This window comes from Pseudazoarcus sp. NS20 (assembly GCF_059703745.1).
This window is the reverse complement of the sequence record NZ_BAAKIY010000004.1, coordinates 481,820-497,481: the sequence shown is the minus strand read 5'-3', so window position 1 is coordinate 497,481 and position 15,662 is coordinate 481,820. Positions and strand designations below refer to the sequence as shown.

The window sequence follows — 15,662 nt, the reverse complement described above, 5'->3', positions numbered from 1 at the left end:
ATGACGGGGCCGAAACGCCAAAGCGAAGCATTATCGCATCCCCTGCGACAACGAGCCACCAAGTGCATTCAATCCATGCGGTTTGACTCGATCTGGCTGCGCTGCAACGCCTATAATCGCGCATGCTCGCGACACTACGCACCCAGCTCGGAATCGGCGCCCTCTATGCTCTCGTCGGCTGGCTTTCACTTCAGCTTCTCGTACCCGAAGACTATGTATCACCGGTATTTCCGCCGGCGGGCATAGCACTCGGCGCCATTCTGCTCTTCGGCTACCGCATCTGGCCCGGCGTGTTTGTGGGGGCGCTCGTCACCAATTGCATCGCCACCCACTATGTCGGCGGCGAACCCGGTATCGGCATATTCATCAGCGGCTTCGGCGCAGTCGTGCAAGCACTCGCCGGCGCCTGGCTGGCCCGGCGCCTCATCGACTTCCCGAACCCCCTGGATTCGCCGCGCAGCATTTTGCGACTGCTGTTCGTCGTCGCTCCGCTGAGCAGCCTCATCAACACCAGCATATCCACACCGATGCTGCTGTTCGCCGGCGTGATCGACGCGAGCGAAGTGTTTCCCACCTGGGGCATGTGGTGGCTGGGCGACACGCTGGGTGCGCTCATTGCACTGCCGTTGATGTTCGTTTTTCTGGCATATCCCAAGGATCTGTGGCGGCCGCGACGCCTCGCCGTGACACTGCCACTGGTGCTCATCGCGGTGTTGACGGCCCTGGTGTTCGACCGACTGCAGCGCGCGGAAACCTTGCGCATCGAAACACAGTTCGAACGTGATGCCGAAAACGTCGCCATTCTCATCGAGAAGCGTCTGGCCGCTCAGACCGACGCTCTGGTGGCGTTACAGCGCTTCACCGCGCTGAGCACCCACATCACTCGCTCGGATTTTTATTCCTTTACCGAGCCGCTGCTCGAACGCCACCCCGGCACGCTCAATTTCAGCTGGAACCCGCTTACGCGAAACGCCGATCGGGGGCCGTTTGAAGACGCCGCGCGCGCTGAAGGCTTCCCCGATTTCAACATCCTCGAACGGGACGATTCAAAACGGTCGCGCACAGCAGTTTCAGCTCCGCGTGCGCAATACCTGCCGATACTGTTCGTCGAGCCACTGGCCCGCAATCTCGGGGTGCTCGGCCTCGACCCCCTGTCGATTCCGCACTCCTCTTCGGCCATTGATGGCAGCATCCACGGCCGTCACCCGGTGGCCACGGCCCCCATCACGCTTACGCAGGAACGTGACGCGCAGCGTGGCGTGGTCGTCTATCTGGCGGTGCACCGCCCCGTCTCCAGCGTCGATGCACAACTCGTGGGCATGGTGAGCATGGTGTTCCGCATGGACGACGCGCTGGCGGCGACAATCGGCGATCTGCCGCAGCGGCGCATTGCCCTGTGCCTTATCGATACCGCCGCAGCCGCCGGCAACACCCGCCTGTCCGGGCCAGATGGATGCGAGAACAGCAACTGGTTGCGCAGCCCCCTTGCACGCAGTTATGAGCTGAAGTTCGGCGAACGCAACTGGAGGCTCGACCTGCAGGCCGAACACGGCTACGCGCAGAACATGCGCACGCTGACGCCGTGGTTCGCCATCGTCACCGGCATTCTCACGGCCGGCGTGCTGGCGGCCTTTCTGCTGATGACATCAGGCCACGCACGACGCGTCGAACGGCTGGTGGAGCTGCGCACACGCGAATTGGCCATGGCCAGCGACACCCTGCGTGCGCAGCGCAGCGCACTCAGCCGCGCGCAGCAGATTGCCCGCCTCGGCAGCTGGGAGCTATACACCCACAGCGGCGAACTGCATTGTTCGGAGGGGCTGCACGAACTTCTCCCTCTCCCTCTGACCCCTACCCTGAGCTACGAGGATCTGCTCAACGCCGTCGACGCCAGCGACCGCCCGCCACTCGATCGTGCCGTGATGGCCCTGCGCGACAGCAGCGAAAGCATCACGCTCGACTGCCACCCCGAAGGCGCGCACGACGTCACCTTGCAGTTCGTCATCAACATCGAGAACCGCGGGCTGCCGGAAGAACGCATCGTCGGCACGGCGCAAGACGTTTCCAGCGCGCGCAAGGCCGCAGCCGACATTCAACAGCTGGCGCATTACGACGCGCTCACCGGGCTGCCCAACCGCATGCTGTGGTCACTGCGCGCAGCCACGGCATTGCAGATGGCGCGCCGCCACGGTGATTCACTTGCGGTGCTGTTTCTCGATCTTGACCACTTCAAGACGGTGAACGACTCGCTCGGCCACAACGCCGGCGACGCGCTGCTGAAAATCGTCGCCAACCGCCTCACCCATTGCCTGCGCGAGGAAGACTTGCTGGCGCGCCTGGGTGGGGATGAGTTCGTGACGCTGCTGCCGCGTCTGGCGCACCGCGAAGATGCCGCCTTGGTCGCGCAGAAGATGCTCGATGGCCTGACCGAGCCGGTCGAGATCGGCGGGCATGTCATGCAGCCGGCCATCAGCATCGGCATCGCCTTCTTCCCCGAAGACGGCGAAGACGTCGAGACGCTGCTCAAACACGCCGACACCGCCATGTATGGCGCCAAGAACGCCGGCCGCGGCACCTTCCGGCACTTCATCGAGTCGATGAACGCGCGCGCGCTGGAGCGCCTGACCATCGAAAACGGTTTGCGGCGTGCTATCGAACGCGATGAGCTGAGCCTGCATTACCAGCCGCAGTACGACGCCGTGGCTGAGCACTTCGTAGGCGTCGAAGCACTGCTGCGCTGGAACTCGCCGGAGCTCGGCGGCATGATCCCGCCCGACCGCTTCATTCCGGTGGCAGAAGATACCGGCACCATCCTGCAGATCGGTGAGTGGGTGCTGGAACAGGCGTGCGTGCTGCAACGCCGTTGGCAAAGCACGGCGAATGAATCGCTGCTGGTGGCCGTGAACATCTCGGCCATCCAGTTCAACCACCCCGAGTTCGTCGCGCGGGCCGAGCAGATTCTCGCGCGCACCGGCGCCAACCCACTCAACATCGAACTCGAGATCACCGAAACGGCCATCATGAGCGCGGGTGACGAGTTGGTGGACCGCCTCAACCAACTGCGTGCGCTGGGCATGACGCTGGCGCTGGATGATTTCGGCACGGGGTACTCCAGCCTCGCCCGCCTGCATCGTCTGCCGATCACCCGGCTCAAGCTCGATCGGTCCTTCGTGCAGCATCTGCCCACCGATCTGGACAACGCCGCCATTGCCAACGCCACGCTGTCGATGGCGCGGGCGCTCAAACTCGAAGTGGTGGCCGAGGGCATCGAGAACGCCTCGCAGAAGGCCTATCTTTTCGCGCGCGGCTGCCGCCTGATGCAAGGCTATCTGTACAGCCGCCCGTTGCCGCTCGACGAGCTCGAACGCTTCCTGGCGGCCGACGCCGAAGCATGAAAAAAAGCCCGGAGAACTCTCCGGGCTTTTTGTTGCGCGATGGCGCCGATCAGGCCTTGGCGAACACCAGCTTGTGCTCGGCGGCATCGACCCGAATGCGGTCTTTGGCGCCGAACTGACCTTCCAGAATGGCCTTGGCCAACGGGTTTTCGATGCGATCCTGAATCGCCCGCTTGAGCGGCCGCGCCCCGAACACCGGGTCGAAACCGGCGTCCGCGATTTCGGCCAGCGCCGCGTCGGTGACCTCCATCGACATCTCCAGGCGCGCCAGCCGCTTTTCCAGGTACTGCAACTGGATGCGCGCGATGTGGGCGATGTTCTTCTCGTCGAGCGCGTGGAACACCACCACCTCGTCGATACGGTTGATGAACTCCGGCCGGAAGAAGGTCTTCACCTCCGCCATCACCGCCAGTTTGATGACCTGGTAGTCGTCGCCCGACATCGCCTGGATCATCTGGCTGCCGAGGTTGCTGGTCATCACGATCACGGTGTTCTTGAAGTCCACCGTGCGCCCCTGCCCGTCGGTCATGCGGCCATCGTCGAGCACCTGCAGCAGCACGTTGAAAACGTCCGGGTGAGCCTTTTCGACCTCGTCGAACAGGATCACGCTGTACGGCTTGCGACGCACCTGCTCGGTCAGGTAACCGCCTTCCTCATAGCCGACATAGCCCGGCGGCGCGCCGATCAGCCGCGCGACCGAGTGCTTCTCCATGAATTCGCTCATGTCGATGCGGATGATGTGCTCTTCCGAATCGAATAGGAACTCGGCCAGCGTCTTGCACAGCTCGGTCTTGCCCACGCCTGTAGGGCCCAGGAACAGGAAGGAGCCGTAGGGCTTGTTCTCGTCTGACAGCCCTGCGCGCGAACGGCGGATGGCGTCGGACACCAGACGCACGGCCTCGTCCTGCCCGACCACGCGCGAATGCAGGCGCTCTTCCATGTGCAGCAGCTTCTCGCGCTCGCCCTGCATCATCTTGCTGACCGGAATGCCGGTGGCGCGCGACACGACCTCGGCGATTTCCTCGGCGCCCACCTGGGTGCGCAGCAACTTGTTGGGCGAGGCTTCAGTGCCCGCAGCTTCGGCCGCCTTAAGCTGGGCTTCGAGCTGCGGCAGCTTGCCGTACTGCAGCTCGGCCACCTTGCCGAGCTCGCCCTTGCGCTGCAAATCGGCCATCTCGGCCTTCACGCGGTCGATCTCTTCCTTGACGTGAGCCGAACCGGCCACCTTGGCCTTCTCGGATTTCCACACCTCTTCGAGGTCGTTGTATTCGCGGTCGAGCTTGGCGATTTCCTCTTCGATGAGCTCGAAGCGCCGCTTCGAGGCTTCATCCTTCTCCTTCTTCACCGCCTCACGCTCGATCTTGAGCTGGATGCGGCGGCGGTCGAGTCGGTCCATCACCTCCGGCTTGGAGTCGATCTCCATCTTGATGCGTGCGCCAGCCTCATCGATCAGATCGATGGCCTTGTCCGGCAGGAAGCGGTCAGTGATGTAGCGGTGGGAAAGCTCCGCCGCGGCGACAATCGCCGGGTCGGTGATGTCCACGCCATGGTGGATTTCGTACTTCTCCTGCAGCCCGCGCAGGATGGCGATGGTGGCCTCCACCGACGGCTCATCCACCTGCACTTTCTGGAAGCGGCGCTCAAGCGCGGCGTCCTTTTCGATGTACTTGCGGTACTCGTCCAGCGTGGTCGCGCCGATGCAGTGCAGCTCGCCACGCGCCAGCGCGGGTTTGAGCATGTTGCCGGCGTCCATGGCGCCTTCGGCCTTGCCCGCGCCGACCATGGTGTGGATCTCGTCGATGAACAGGATGATGCGCCCTTCATCCTTGGCGATGTCCTTCAGCACCGCCTTCAGGCGCTCTTCGAACTCGCCGCGGTACTTGGCACCGGCCAGCAGCGCAGCCATGTCGAGCGACATCACCTGCTTGCCCTTGAGCGTCTCCGGCACCTCACCATCGACGATGCGCTGCGCCAAGCCCTCGACAATGGCGGTCTTGCCCACGCCGGGCTCGCCGATCAATACCGGGTTGTTCTTGGTGCGGCGCTGCAGGATCTGGATGGCGCGGCGGATTTCGTCGTCACGCCCGATCACCGGGTCGAGCTTGCCCAGGCGGGCGCGCTCGGTCAGGTCCAGACAGTATTTGGAGAGTGCCTCGCGCTGGCCTTCGGCCTCGGCACTGTCGACCGAGCTACCGCCGCGCACGGCCTCGATGGCCGCTTCCAGCGCCTTGCGGGTCAGGCCGTGCTCTTTGAGCAGGCGCGAGGCTTCGCCCTTGTCGTCCGCCAGCGCCAGCAGGAACATCTCGCCGGCAATGAACTGGTCGCCGCGCTTCTGCGCCTCTTTGTCGGTGAGGTTGAACAGGCGGATCAGGTCACGCCCGGGCTGCACGTCACCATCGTGCCCCTCTACCTTGGGCAGACGGTCAATGGCAGCACGCAAGGCGCTCTTGAGCGGCGGCACATTGACACCGGCGCGCTGCAGCAGCGAAGCCGTGCCGCCACCCTCCTCATCGAGCATGGCCGCCAGCAGGTGCTGCGGCTCGATGAATTGCTGGTCGTTGCCGTTGGCAAGGCTTTGCGCTTCGCCGATGGCTTGCTGAAAGCGGGTTGTGAGTTTGTCGAACCGCATGGCCGGGTCCTCATGATGTATTCGGGATGAACCCAACATGGAGTTCGCCACGCCGAATTCAAGCACCCGGCAGCGGACTTATCCACAGCCGTTCAAAGCAGGCCGCGTACCACCGAATACACCCCGGCAACCAACGCCGTTCCCAACACGAAAAACCGGTACGCCCGGTGCGGCACATGTGCGCCGTAGCGGCGTGCCAGCCAGAAGCCGCCGAACACGGCCGGCAGCATGGACACCGCCAGCCACACCTCGCGCCAGCCAAGACGATCAAGAAAATACAACGCCACCAGCGTCACCAGGCTCATCGGTACGAAGAAGGCCGACAAGGTGCCGCGCACGCGCGCCGGCTCGGCATGCTGAAAGACCACACCCAGGGGCGGACCACCGACCCCCGAGACGGTGCCCATGCAGCCGGAGAAGAAGCTGCCCACACTGATCGCCGTCGGCGTGGGCTGGATGTCGAGTCGCATGACGCTGACTAGCACCGCGAGAATGATGGTCAAACCGAACAGCCACTGCCAGGTCGCGGCCGTCATCAACCCCGCTAGCAGGTAGGCCGCGAGAACGCCGACCATGCCGGCCGGCAAGGCAAACGCAAGGTCGCGTGACACCACTGCTCGCGCATTGGCACGCCATAGCAGCAGCGGCAGGATCCCGCCGACGATGATCAGCGGAGCCGGCACCAGCGCGGGATGAATCACGAACAGCAGTGGCGCGCTGAACAGGCCGACGCCGAAGCCGATGACACCCTGAATCGCGCTGCCGATGAACACGACAACGATGGCGAGCGCCCAGTGCGCCAGATCGAGCTCGATCATGGCCGCGCCATGTCGAGGGATTGAGCGGAGATTACTTTTCCTGCTCCCAGCGCTCGGCCGCGGAATCGTCGGAATCGCGCGCATCCACCCAGCGCGCGCCCTGCGGCGTTTCTTCGCGCTTCCAGAACGGCGCGCGGGTCTTGAGGAAATCCATGATGAACTCGCAGGCGGCGAAGGATTCACCGCGGTGGGCACTGGTCACGGCCACGAAAACGATCTGGTCGCCCGGCATCAGTCGGCCGAAACGGTGGATCACGCGGATGCCGTCCACATCCCAGCGCCCGCGCGCCTGCTCGACGATTTCCTCAAGCGCGGTCTCGGTCATGCCGGGGTAGTGCTCCAGCGTCATGGCCTGCACGCCCGAGCCGTCGTTCATGTCACGCACCAGGCCGGTGAAGGTGGCCAGCGCCCCCACCTGATGACGGCCGCGCGTGAGCGCCGCGATCTCGGTGGCGATGTCGAAGTCTTCCTGCTGCACGCTCACGGACATGGCTCAGCCCCCCGTCACCGGCGGAAAGAAGGCGACCTCGTCGCCGTCGACCAGCGGCTCGTCGGCCTTGACCATGCGCTGGTTGCGTGCCATGCGCACGTTCCGGGTGGCCGCCAACGGCGCCCATTGCTCTCCACGGCCAGCCAGATGAGCACGCAAGTCCCCCAGCGTGGCGACGCCCTCGGGCAGGGCCAGGGTCTCTTCGCCGCAATCGAGTGAATCGCGCAGCGCGGCAAAATACAGAATCTTCACGGTCATGTTCTTCTCGGTACAGGCTTGAACAACTTCAGTACAACAGGTCGCCATACGGCAGGTAACGCACCATTTCGCCACGGGCGATGGCCGTGCCCGGCGGCACATCGATCAGGCCTTCGGCCCACACCGTTGAAGCCAGCGCAGCGGAGTTCTGATTGGCGTGCAACTCCACGCCGTCCGGGCCGATGCGCCCGCGCAAAAACTCGCGGCGACGGTCGGGCTTGGGCCAGTCAAAGGCCGCCGGCAGGCTCAGCGCACGCGGCATGGACTGTTGCGCGCCCTGCGTGGCCAGCAGGAAGGGCCGCACCATCAGCAGGAAGGTGACGAAGCTCGACACCGGGTTGCCCGGCAGGCCGATGAAAGCCGCGGTGCGCACCTTGCCGTAGGCCAGCGGCTTGCCTGGCTTCATGGCGATCTTCCACAGGTCGAGCGAACCTTCCGACTCCACCGCGGGTTTGACGTGATCCTCTTCGCCAACCGAAACGCCGCCGCTGGTGAGAATCAGGTCATGCCCCTCGGAGGCATCGCGCAGGGCCTTGCGGGTATCTTCGAACACGTCGGGCACGATGCCCAGATCCGTCACCTCGCAGCCGATCTGCTCGAGCAATGCGCGCAACTGATAACGATTGGAATTGTAGACGCCGCCCGGCGGCAGCTCTTCGCCCGGCATGACCAGCTCGGAGCCGGTCGAGAACAGCGCCACCTTCACGCGCCGCAGCACCGGCAACTGCGCGATGCCGACCGAAGCCGCCACACCCAGCGCCGCCGGGCCGATGCGCGTGCCGGCCTGCAGCACCACCGAGCCCTTCTCCACTTCACTGCCGGCACGGCGCACGAATTCGCCCACACGCGGCGTGTGGTCGATGGTGATCATGTCGCCATCGACCTCGCACAACTCCTGCATCACCACCGCATCGGCACCCGGCGGCAGCGGCGCGCCGGTGAAGATGCGCGCCACCGTGCCAGCCTCCAGCGCATGGCCGACACTACCGGCCGGAATGCGCTGCGACATGCGCAGCTTCACGCCCGGTTTGATTTCGGCGGCGCGCATGGCGTAGCCGTCCATTGCCGACATGTCCATGTCGGGCATGGAAATGGCCGAGTGCATGTCGCTGGCCAGCACGCGGCCACGCGCGGCGTTAAGGTCGGCCATCTCGATTTCGGTGACCGGTCGCGCGTAGCCGAGCAATGCCGCCAGCGCGTCGTCAAAGGAGAGAAGATCGGATTTCATCGTCGGGACGGATGCTCCAGTATGAATTTCGCAATCGCTGCCGCGTCGTCCAGCGGCAGCACCGGATGCGGGCAATCCAGCGGGTCCGAGGTGGCCACCGCCACCACGTTGGGGTTTTCGGGCCAGATCGGGCTTTTGCCATGCCCCTCGCGCCACACCTCGATCTTCGGCACCGGCGCAGCCTTGAAGCCTTCGACCAGCACCACGTCACTCGGCTCGAGCAGGCGCAGTTGCTCGTCCAGCCCCGGCTCGGGCGCGCCGCGCGATTCGTTCATCAGCACCCAGCGATCGCTCGACAGCATCAGCACGCGCGCCGCACCGGCCTCGCGGTGGCGCCACGAATCCTTGCCCGGCCGGTCCAGATCGAAGCCGTGATGCGCATGCTTGATGACCGAAACACGCAGATCGCGGGCGGTGAACTGGGGAATGAGCTTTTCGATCAAGGTGGTCTTGCCGGAGCCGGACCAGCCTGCGATGCCGAACACGATCATGGGGTTTGTTTCTGCGCAAACGAAGGCTGCAAGGATACAACAAGCCCCCGCCCCGATTGCTGAAAGGGGGTGGCCGGGGGCAGCATGCGGTTCACTCGGCGCCTCCGGCAGGTGCGCCGAACTGGCGCCGGGGCGTCACCGGGGATATCTTCACCGCAAACAGCACGCCCACCGGCCCCATGACACCCACCCCACCCCGTGCCGCCGAAGCACCGCGCCTGATCGAATTCGACACGCCGCGCCTGCGGCTGCGCCAGTGGCGTGCGAGCGATGTCGCGCCCTTCGCGGCACTCAATGCCGACCCGCGCGTGATGGAGTTCTTCCCCGAGCTGATGCGCCCACCGGAGAGCCGCGCCATGGCACGCCGCATCCGTGGGCTGATCCGCGAGCGTGGCTGGGGGCTATGGGCGGTCGAGGTGCTGGACGGTGCTCGCTTCATCGGCTTCGTCGGATTGCACGTACCGGCGGTAGAGCTGCCCTGCTCACCGTGCGTCGAGATCGGCTGGCGGCTGGCACCGACGCATTGGGGCTGCGGCTACGCCATCGAGGCGGCGCGCGGAGCACTGGCAGTGGGCTTCGAAACGCTGGAACTGAGTGAAATCGTGTCGTTCACCGCACTGCCCAACCTGCGCTCGCAGGCCGTGATGCAACGCCTCGGGATGACCCCGCGCGGCGAATTCGACCACCCGCAGGTTCCCGCCGGGAGCCCGCTGCGCCGACATGTGCTGTATGCCATGCAGCGCGACCACTGGCTTGCTCGAGACGAGGATCTGCCATGACCCACTCACGCGCCTACACCTTCAGCGCCGGCAACGCCGGTGAATGGCGCATCGAACGCATCACCGCGGTGATCGGCGACGGGCTCCCTTCCGCACGCAGGCTGGCCGTTTCCAACAGCGCGGTTAAGCCGAACGGCGGGGCTTGGAGTCTGACCGGCATGGTCAGCAACGAGCGCTATGTCACGCGGGCCGAAAAAGCCGGCTTGCTAGCGTTGCCCATGCCGGCCGCGCCGAGCTGCGCGGCACTGATCCCTCTGCGCAAATCGCCTGCGTGGTGGGCTCTGACACAGGACGAACGGCGCAGCATCTTCGAAGCGCAGTCGCAGCACATTGCATTGGGCGTCGAACTCGGCTCCGGCATCGCGCGCCGCCTGCACCATTGCCGCGACTTGCTGACCGACGCTGAACCACCCTTCGACTTCCTCACCTGGTTCGAATATGCGCCGGAAGACGAAGCACGCTTCGACGCCCTGCTCGCCCGGCTGCGCGACAGCGCGGAATGGGCTTATGTCGAACGCGAAGTGGATATCCGGCTGCGCCTTGAAAATTGACACCGATCATGACTGCCGCGCGTGGCCGCCCGACAAAGATTCAGCCCCGCGCTACACTGGGCGCCTGCTTTCTCATCGGAGCATTCCTGCGTGATCACCTCGAATCAACTCGGCAACGTGTTCAAACGGGCACGCGAAGAAGTTCTGTTCTGGTACCGCGTCGTGCGCGACTCCGGCAAGCTCTGGCTGGACTGCAACGCCTTCAGCTATGCCGGGTCGCTGGCGTTCTACACGCTGTTCTCGCTGGCACCGGTGATGATCATTGCAGTAATGCTGATCGGCCTGGTGTTCGGCGCCGACGCCGCACAGGGTGAAATCGTCGCGCAACTGCAGGATGTAATGGGCCCCGGCGCTGCCTCTGCAGTCGAGCAGGCGGTGCTCAGTTCACGGGTATCCGAATCGGGACTGCTGCCCTCGCTGCTGGGCTTCGGCGCCGTGTTCATCGGCGCCACCACGGTGTTCGCACAAATGCAGTATTCGCTCAACATCATCTGGGGCGTCACCCCGAAGCCGACGTACAACAGCATCATGCTGTACATCAAGAGCCGGGTATTGTCGCTGACGGTGGTGCTCGCCATCGGCTTCATCCTGCTGGTGTCGCTGGTGGCGGGGGTTGCTTTGCAGGCCGCCCTGCAGGCCGCCGAGAGCCTGATGCCGGCCGTCACCGCCGCACTCGGCGGCATGGAAGCACTGGTCGCCTTCGCGCTGGTCGCCGCTTTGTTCGCCACCATCTTCAAGGTACTGCCCGACGTGCTGCTGACGTGGCGTGACGTGATCGTCGGCGCCGTGGTCACGGCCGCTTTGTTCTCCGTGGGGCGCTTCGGCATCGCGTTGTACCTCACGCATACCGCTACCGCTTCTACGTACGGAGCGGCAGGCTCGGTCGTGCTGATTCTGATGTGGGTGTACTACTCGTCACTGATCCTGCTGTTCGGCGCAGCCTTCACCAAGGTGTATTTCATCGCGCGCGGCCACTCCATTCGCCCGCGCAACAGCGCCGTATGCGTGCGCCGCCACTTGGTCGGCATCGACATGGACGACATCCCCCCCGAGCCATGCGCCCCGGCTTCGCCCGCACGACCGGCGGAACCCGAAGTGGAGGCGCCCGCCGCCGATACGCCCGCAATCCTCAAACCTCCGCCGGAAGAACCAACCCGATGAGTCTTCGCGCCGTTGTACTGCAGCACGTCCCCTTCGAAGGCCCCGGCAGCATCGCCGACTGGCTGAGCGCGCGCAGCGCCGGCGTGCAGACCATTCGCCTGTATGCAGGCGAGGCACTGCCAACGCCTGCCGAGGTCGACCTGGTGATCGCCATGGGCGGGCCGATGAGCGTCAATGACGACTGGTTCCACGAGTGGCTGAAGGATGAAAAGCTTTTTCTGGCCGAATGCATTGCCGCCGGCAAGGCTGTTGTGGGCATCTGCCTGGGCGCGCAGCTCATTGCCAGCGCGCTCGGCGCCAGGGTCGGGCCCAACGAGCACAGCGAGATCGGCTGGTTCGATATCGAAGCCGTTCCCGCCGAGGATGCCTTCCGCTTCCCGGAGCAGGCCACCGTATTGCACTGGCACGGCGAGACCTTCGCCCTGCCCTCTGATGCAAAGCTGTTGGCCAGCAGTGAAGCCTGCCGCAATCAGGCCTTTCAGCTCGGCCAACGGGTGATCGGCCTGCAGTTTCACTGTGAAACCACGCCCGACAGCCTGGACGAACTGCTCGAAGCCTGCGGCGACGAACTGGTGCCGGAGCGCTTCGTGCAGGAAGAGGAAGAAATTCTTGACGCACTGCCACGGCACGCGCCAGCCAACCAGACGCTGATGGCTGCAGTGCTCGACTACGTCACGCGGGACATGGCGTGAGCGAGCCGCTGGCGGCGCAGGTGCCGCACGGCACGCTGCTGGCAACGCTCCCGCCGGCCGGTGCCGCTGAAGATTTTCAGAACCTGTTCGAAGCCGCAGGCCTGCGCATCGAGCGCATCGTCTCGTTCGAACATGCCAGCCCCGAGGGTTTCTGGTACGACCAGCCGCAGGACGAATGGGTGATGGTAGTCACCGGCAGCGCGGAGATCGAATTCGACGATGGCAGCCGGCGCACGCTTAACGCCGGCGATTGGCTTACGCTGCATGCCCATGTGCGCCATCGCGTTGCGCGCACCGCCGGCCCCACCGTATGGCTGGCCGTGCATCACACACCCGCCACCTGAACTCGGCTGGCACACATGCAAACGGGGCCCCGCAGGGCCCCGTTTGATTTCATGCACCGGCTGCCTCGCAGCACCCGGTACGGCAGACCGATCAACCCGCCGCGTGCAAGGGATCGGTTACACCGATGACGTACATCGCGATCAAGCCGATGATGCCGGCAGCCGTCACGTAGTACAGCGTCGGCAGGATGGTCTTGCGCAGCGTGATGCCTTCACGACCCAGCAGACCCACTGTGGCCGAAGCCGCCACCACGTTGTGGATGGCGATCATGTTGCCGGCCGCAGCGCCCACCGATTGCAGAGCCACCATCATGGCGCCGGACACGCCCAACAGTTCAGCCGTGTTGAACTGGAACTGCGACAGCATCAGGTTGGCCACGGTGTTCGAGCCGGCGATGAAGGCGCCTAGCGCACCCACCCACGGCGCGAAGAACGGATAGACACCGCCCACGCTGTCGGCAACGAACTGCGCCATCGCCACCGGCATCGACACCAGATCAGCACCATTCACACCCGAGTTGATCAGGATGCGCACCATGGGGATGGTGAAGATCAACACGAAGCCTGCACCCAACAGTGTCTTGCTCGACTCGCTGAACGCCTTCACCAGCTCGCCGGCCTGCATGCGGTGCAGGAAGAAGGTGATCAGGACCACCATCATAAGAATGCCGCCCGGCAGGTACAGCGGCTCAAGGCTGCCGCTGATGCCCTGTTCGCCGAGGATGTTGCTCCAGCCGAAGCTGAGCGACATCAGCGCGGCTTTGAACTCCGGCACGGTACGCGACAGCACCAGCAGCACGGCCAGCAACAGGTACGGAGCCCAGGCCTTGAGGGTGGAGATCGGCGCCTTGCCGGCCACCTCGTCCAGCTTCATCTCGATGCGGCCGATCCACTCCACCGGCCAGTCCTTGGCATCGGCGAAGTCCCAGGCCTGCTTGGGCATGAGGAAACCACGCTTGGCGGCCGTGACGACGATGGCCAGACCCACCATGCCGCCGATCATCGACGGGAACTCGGGCCCGAGGAACACGCCGGCCAGCATGTAGGGCACGACGAAACAAACGGCGGTGAAGATCGCGAACGGCGCCACCTCCAGGCCTTCACGCCAGGACTGGTTGCGGCCGAAGAAGCGCGTCAGCACCATGACCATGATCAGCGGCATGAGGATGCCGACGATACCGTGCGTGATGGCCACGCGGCCGACCGTCTCCAGGAAGAAGGCATCCCACGTACTGCCGGCGGCGACCAGTTGCTCGGTCATGCCCGCGCGGTCCAGGCCAGCACCGACGCCCACCAGCATCGGCGTGCCCACCGCGCCGAAGGACACCGGCGTGGACTGCACCAGCATGCCCATCACCACCGCCGCCAGCGCCGGGAAACCCAACGCGACCAGCAGCGGGGCCACCACGGCGGCCGGCGTACCGAAGCCCGATGCGCCCTCGATGAAGCAGCCGAACAACCACACCACGATCAGCGTTTGCACACGGCGGTCAGGACTGATGTTGGAGAACCCCGCCCGAATGGCGGCAATGCCACCGGAATGCTTGAGGGTATTGAGCAGCAGGATGGCGCCGAAAATGATCCACAGGATGGCCGCAGTCAGGATCAGGCCTTGCAGCGTCGAGGCCAGCACCCGGTTGAAGGACATGTCCCACACCATGAGGCCGATCAATGCCGTGGTGACATACACCACCGGCATGGCGAACTTGGCAGGCCATCGAAAACCCAGCAGGAGCACGCCTGCCAGAACGAGTGGCACGAATGCCAGCAGTGAAAGCACGGTCTGATTCATCGTTCGGGAATCTCCATTTAGATGCCGTATCTGCTTGACGCCACTCGACCTTTCTCCACCTTCCGGCCGGGACGTGTGCAGCGCGGATGCTAAGACCGCACACAACGGTCGCAAAGCGTTCAGACACTGGTCATACCAGTTTTTCACACTGCTTCGTGAAGAACGCCTTCATTAAAGCTAGCACAAGGATCGGGAATACTAGGATGACGGGCTAAAATCGCCACCTTGGAAGTCACTGGTCCGACCACTATGCTCGTCACCGAAAATTCCCCCCGCACCGAACGCATCCAGGTCGCCGACGCGGTCGCCGAACGCATCGAGCGCCTGATCATCGACGGCGTACTCAAGGTCGGGCAGCCGCTGCCGTCCGAGCGACGCTTGTGTGAAAAGCTGGGTGTGTCACGTTCGGCGCTGCGCGAGGGGCTGCGCGCGCTGCGCGGCGTGGGCATCATTGAAACCATGCACGGCGTGGGCTCCTTCGTGGCGCGCCTGTCGGCCGAGCGCGACCGCAGCCCGTTGATCCACCTGTTCGGTTCGCAGCCACGCACGCTGTATGACCTGCTCGAAGTGCGTGCCCTGCTCGAAGGGGAGGCCGCGCGGCTGGCCGCCATGCGCGGCACGTCCGCCGACTTCGTGATGATTCGCCGCCACTATGAAGACATGGTGTCGGCACAGTCGGCAGAACACTCGCTGCCCCCGGAGGACATCGCCCGCGCCGACCACGCCTTCCACCGCGCCATCAACGATGCCTCGCACAACCCGGTGCTGGTGCACACGCTGCAATCGCTGTCCGAGCTGATGCTGCACACGGTGCTGGCCTCGGTGAACAACCTGTATCACCGCCCAGCCGGCAAGCGCGTGATCGACCGTCAGCACGACCGGCTCTACAAGGCCATCATGGAGCGCCGCCCCGAGCGGGCCGAGCGTGTGGCGCGAGAGCACATCAACAGCGTGCGCGAGAACATCATGGAACTGGAGCTCGAACAACAGCGCCTGGTGCGCGCCACGATGCGCCTCGAAGGCTGGAACTGAGG

General features: G+C 64.7%; 14 protein-coding genes. 7 read left to right on the top strand and 7 right to left on the bottom strand.

The genetic code is table 11. From position 1 onward, the window contains the following. Positions 1 to 122: 122 nt before the first annotated feature. Positions 123 to 3,395 (top strand): EAL domain-containing protein, encoded by a 3,273-nt coding sequence (locus AC6H0W_RS14080; protein ID WP_497577813.1) that lies wholly within the window; start codon positions 123 to 125, stop codon positions 3,393 to 3,395. A 49-nt stretch (positions 3,396 to 3,444) separates the two neighbouring features. On the opposite strand, the gene clpB is transcribed toward AC6H0W_RS14080, so the two are convergent. The 6 genes from clpB to mobB form a co-directional block, all read right to left on the bottom strand. Continuing rightward, positions 3,445 to 6,024, bottom strand: a complete 2,580-nt coding sequence (clpB, locus tag AC6H0W_RS14075; RefSeq protein WP_497577812.1) for an ATP-dependent chaperone ClpB — start codon at positions 6,022 to 6,024, stop codon at positions 3,445 to 3,447. 92 nt (positions 6,025 to 6,116) lie between these two features. Then, positions 6,117 to 6,842, bottom strand: a complete 726-nt coding sequence (locus AC6H0W_RS14070; RefSeq protein WP_497577811.1) for a TSUP family transporter — start codon at positions 6,840 to 6,842, stop codon at positions 6,117 to 6,119. A gap of 31 nt (positions 6,843 to 6,873) precedes the next feature. Then, the gene (gene moaE, locus AC6H0W_RS14065) at positions 6,874 to 7,332 is read right to left on the bottom strand and encodes a molybdopterin synthase catalytic subunit MoaE (RefSeq protein ID WP_497577810.1); all 459 of its coding nucleotides are present in this window, start codon (positions 7,330 to 7,332) and stop codon (positions 6,874 to 6,876) included. A gap of 3 nt (positions 7,333 to 7,335) precedes the next feature. Then, positions 7,336 to 7,590, bottom strand: a complete 255-nt coding sequence (gene moaD / locus AC6H0W_RS14060) for a molybdopterin converting factor subunit 1 (protein WP_497577809.1) — start codon at positions 7,588 to 7,590, stop codon at positions 7,336 to 7,338. Positions 7,591 to 7,618: 28 nt separating this feature from the next. Next, a complete protein-coding gene (locus AC6H0W_RS14055; protein ID WP_497577808.1) occupies positions 7,619 to 8,818 on the bottom strand; it encodes a molybdopterin molybdotransferase MoeA in 1,200 nt (399 codons plus the stop codon). Next, positions 8,815 to 9,309, bottom strand: a complete 495-nt coding sequence (gene mobB / locus AC6H0W_RS14050; protein WP_497577807.1) for a molybdopterin-guanine dinucleotide biosynthesis protein B — start codon at positions 9,307 to 9,309, stop codon at positions 8,815 to 8,817. The genes AC6H0W_RS14055 and mobB overlap by 4 nt, the downstream gene beginning before the upstream one ends. A 179-nt stretch (positions 9,310 to 9,488) precedes the next feature. On the opposite strand from mobB, the gene AC6H0W_RS14045 reads away from it, so the two are divergent. From AC6H0W_RS14045 to AC6H0W_RS14025, 5 genes are all read left to right on the top strand, one after another. Continuing rightward, on the top strand, positions 9,489 to 10,088 hold the full coding sequence (locus AC6H0W_RS14045; RefSeq protein WP_497577806.1) for a GNAT family N-acetyltransferase: 600 nt from the start codon (positions 9,489 to 9,491) through the stop codon (positions 10,086 to 10,088). Further along, positions 10,085 to 10,639, top strand: a complete 555-nt coding sequence (locus tag AC6H0W_RS14040; protein ID WP_497577805.1) for a hypothetical protein — start codon at positions 10,085 to 10,087, stop codon at positions 10,637 to 10,639. Before AC6H0W_RS14045 ends, AC6H0W_RS14040 begins: the two co-directional genes overlap by 4 nt. Before the next feature lie 90 nt (positions 10,640 to 10,729). After that, entirely contained in the window at positions 10,730 to 11,800 is a 1,071-nt protein-coding gene (locus AC6H0W_RS14035; protein ID WP_497577804.1) for a YihY/virulence factor BrkB family protein, read from the top strand. Then, the gene (locus tag AC6H0W_RS14030; protein WP_497577803.1) at positions 11,797 to 12,492 is read left to right on the top strand and encodes a type 1 glutamine amidotransferase; all 696 of its coding nucleotides are present in this window, start codon (positions 11,797 to 11,799) and stop codon (positions 12,490 to 12,492) included. Before AC6H0W_RS14035 ends, AC6H0W_RS14030 begins: the two co-directional genes overlap by 4 nt. Continuing rightward, complete coding sequence (locus tag AC6H0W_RS14025) at positions 12,489 to 12,836, top strand: cupin domain-containing protein (protein ID WP_497577802.1); 348 nt, start codon at positions 12,489 to 12,491, stop codon at positions 12,834 to 12,836. The genes AC6H0W_RS14030 and AC6H0W_RS14025 overlap by 4 nt, the downstream gene beginning before the upstream one ends. Positions 12,837 to 12,927: 91 nt before the next feature. Here AC6H0W_RS14025 and AC6H0W_RS14020 read toward each other — a convergent pair whose 3' ends face one another. Next, entirely contained in the window at positions 12,928 to 14,628 is a 1,701-nt protein-coding gene (locus tag AC6H0W_RS14020; RefSeq protein ID WP_497577801.1) for an L-lactate permease, read from the bottom strand. 249 nt (positions 14,629 to 14,877) lie between these two features. On the opposite strand from AC6H0W_RS14020, the gene glcC reads away from it, so the two are divergent. Continuing rightward, positions 14,878 to 15,660: a transcriptional regulator GlcC gene (gene glcC, locus AC6H0W_RS14015; RefSeq protein ID WP_497577800.1), complete on the top strand. Its 783-nt coding sequence runs from the start codon at positions 14,878 to 14,880 to the stop codon at positions 15,658 to 15,660. Positions 15,661 to 15,662 lie beyond the last annotated feature (2 nt).

Excerpts from the sequence above, each read along its gene's own strand:
- AC6H0W_RS14080 (WP_497577813.1), top strand. The coding sequence starts at position 123 with ATGCTCGCGACACTACGCACCCAGCTCGGAATCGGCGCCCTCTATGCT.
- clpB (WP_497577812.1), bottom strand. The coding sequence starts at position 6,024 with ATGCGGTTCGACAAACTCACAACCCGCTTTCAGCAAGCCATCGGCGAA.
- AC6H0W_RS14070 (WP_497577811.1), bottom strand. The coding sequence starts at position 6,842 with ATGATCGAGCTCGATCTGGCGCACTGGGCGCTCGCCATCGTTGTCGTG.
- moaE (WP_497577810.1), bottom strand. The coding sequence starts at position 7,332 with ATGTCCGTGAGCGTGCAGCAGGAAGACTTCGACATCGCCACCGAGATC.
- moaD (WP_497577809.1), bottom strand. The coding sequence starts at position 7,590 with ATGACCGTGAAGATTCTGTATTTTGCCGCGCTGCGCGATTCACTCGAT.
- AC6H0W_RS14055 (WP_497577808.1), bottom strand. The coding sequence starts at position 8,818 with ATGAAATCCGATCTTCTCTCCTTTGACGACGCGCTGGCGGCATTGCTC.
- mobB (WP_497577807.1), bottom strand. The coding sequence starts at position 9,309 with ATGATCGTGTTCGGCATCGCAGGCTGGTCCGGCTCCGGCAAGACCACC.
- AC6H0W_RS14045 (WP_497577806.1), top strand. The coding sequence starts at position 9,489 with ATGACACCCACCCCACCCCGTGCCGCCGAAGCACCGCGCCTGATCGAA.
- AC6H0W_RS14040 (WP_497577805.1), top strand. The coding sequence starts at position 10,085 with ATGACCCACTCACGCGCCTACACCTTCAGCGCCGGCAACGCCGGTGAA.
- AC6H0W_RS14030 (WP_497577803.1), top strand. The coding sequence starts at position 11,797 with ATGAGTCTTCGCGCCGTTGTACTGCAGCACGTCCCCTTCGAAGGCCCC.
- AC6H0W_RS14020 (WP_497577801.1), bottom strand. The coding sequence starts at position 14,628 with ATGAATCAGACCGTGCTTTCACTGCTGGCATTCGTGCCACTCGTTCTG.
- glcC (WP_497577800.1), top strand. The coding sequence starts at position 14,878 with ATGCTCGTCACCGAAAATTCCCCCCGCACCGAACGCATCCAGGTCGCC.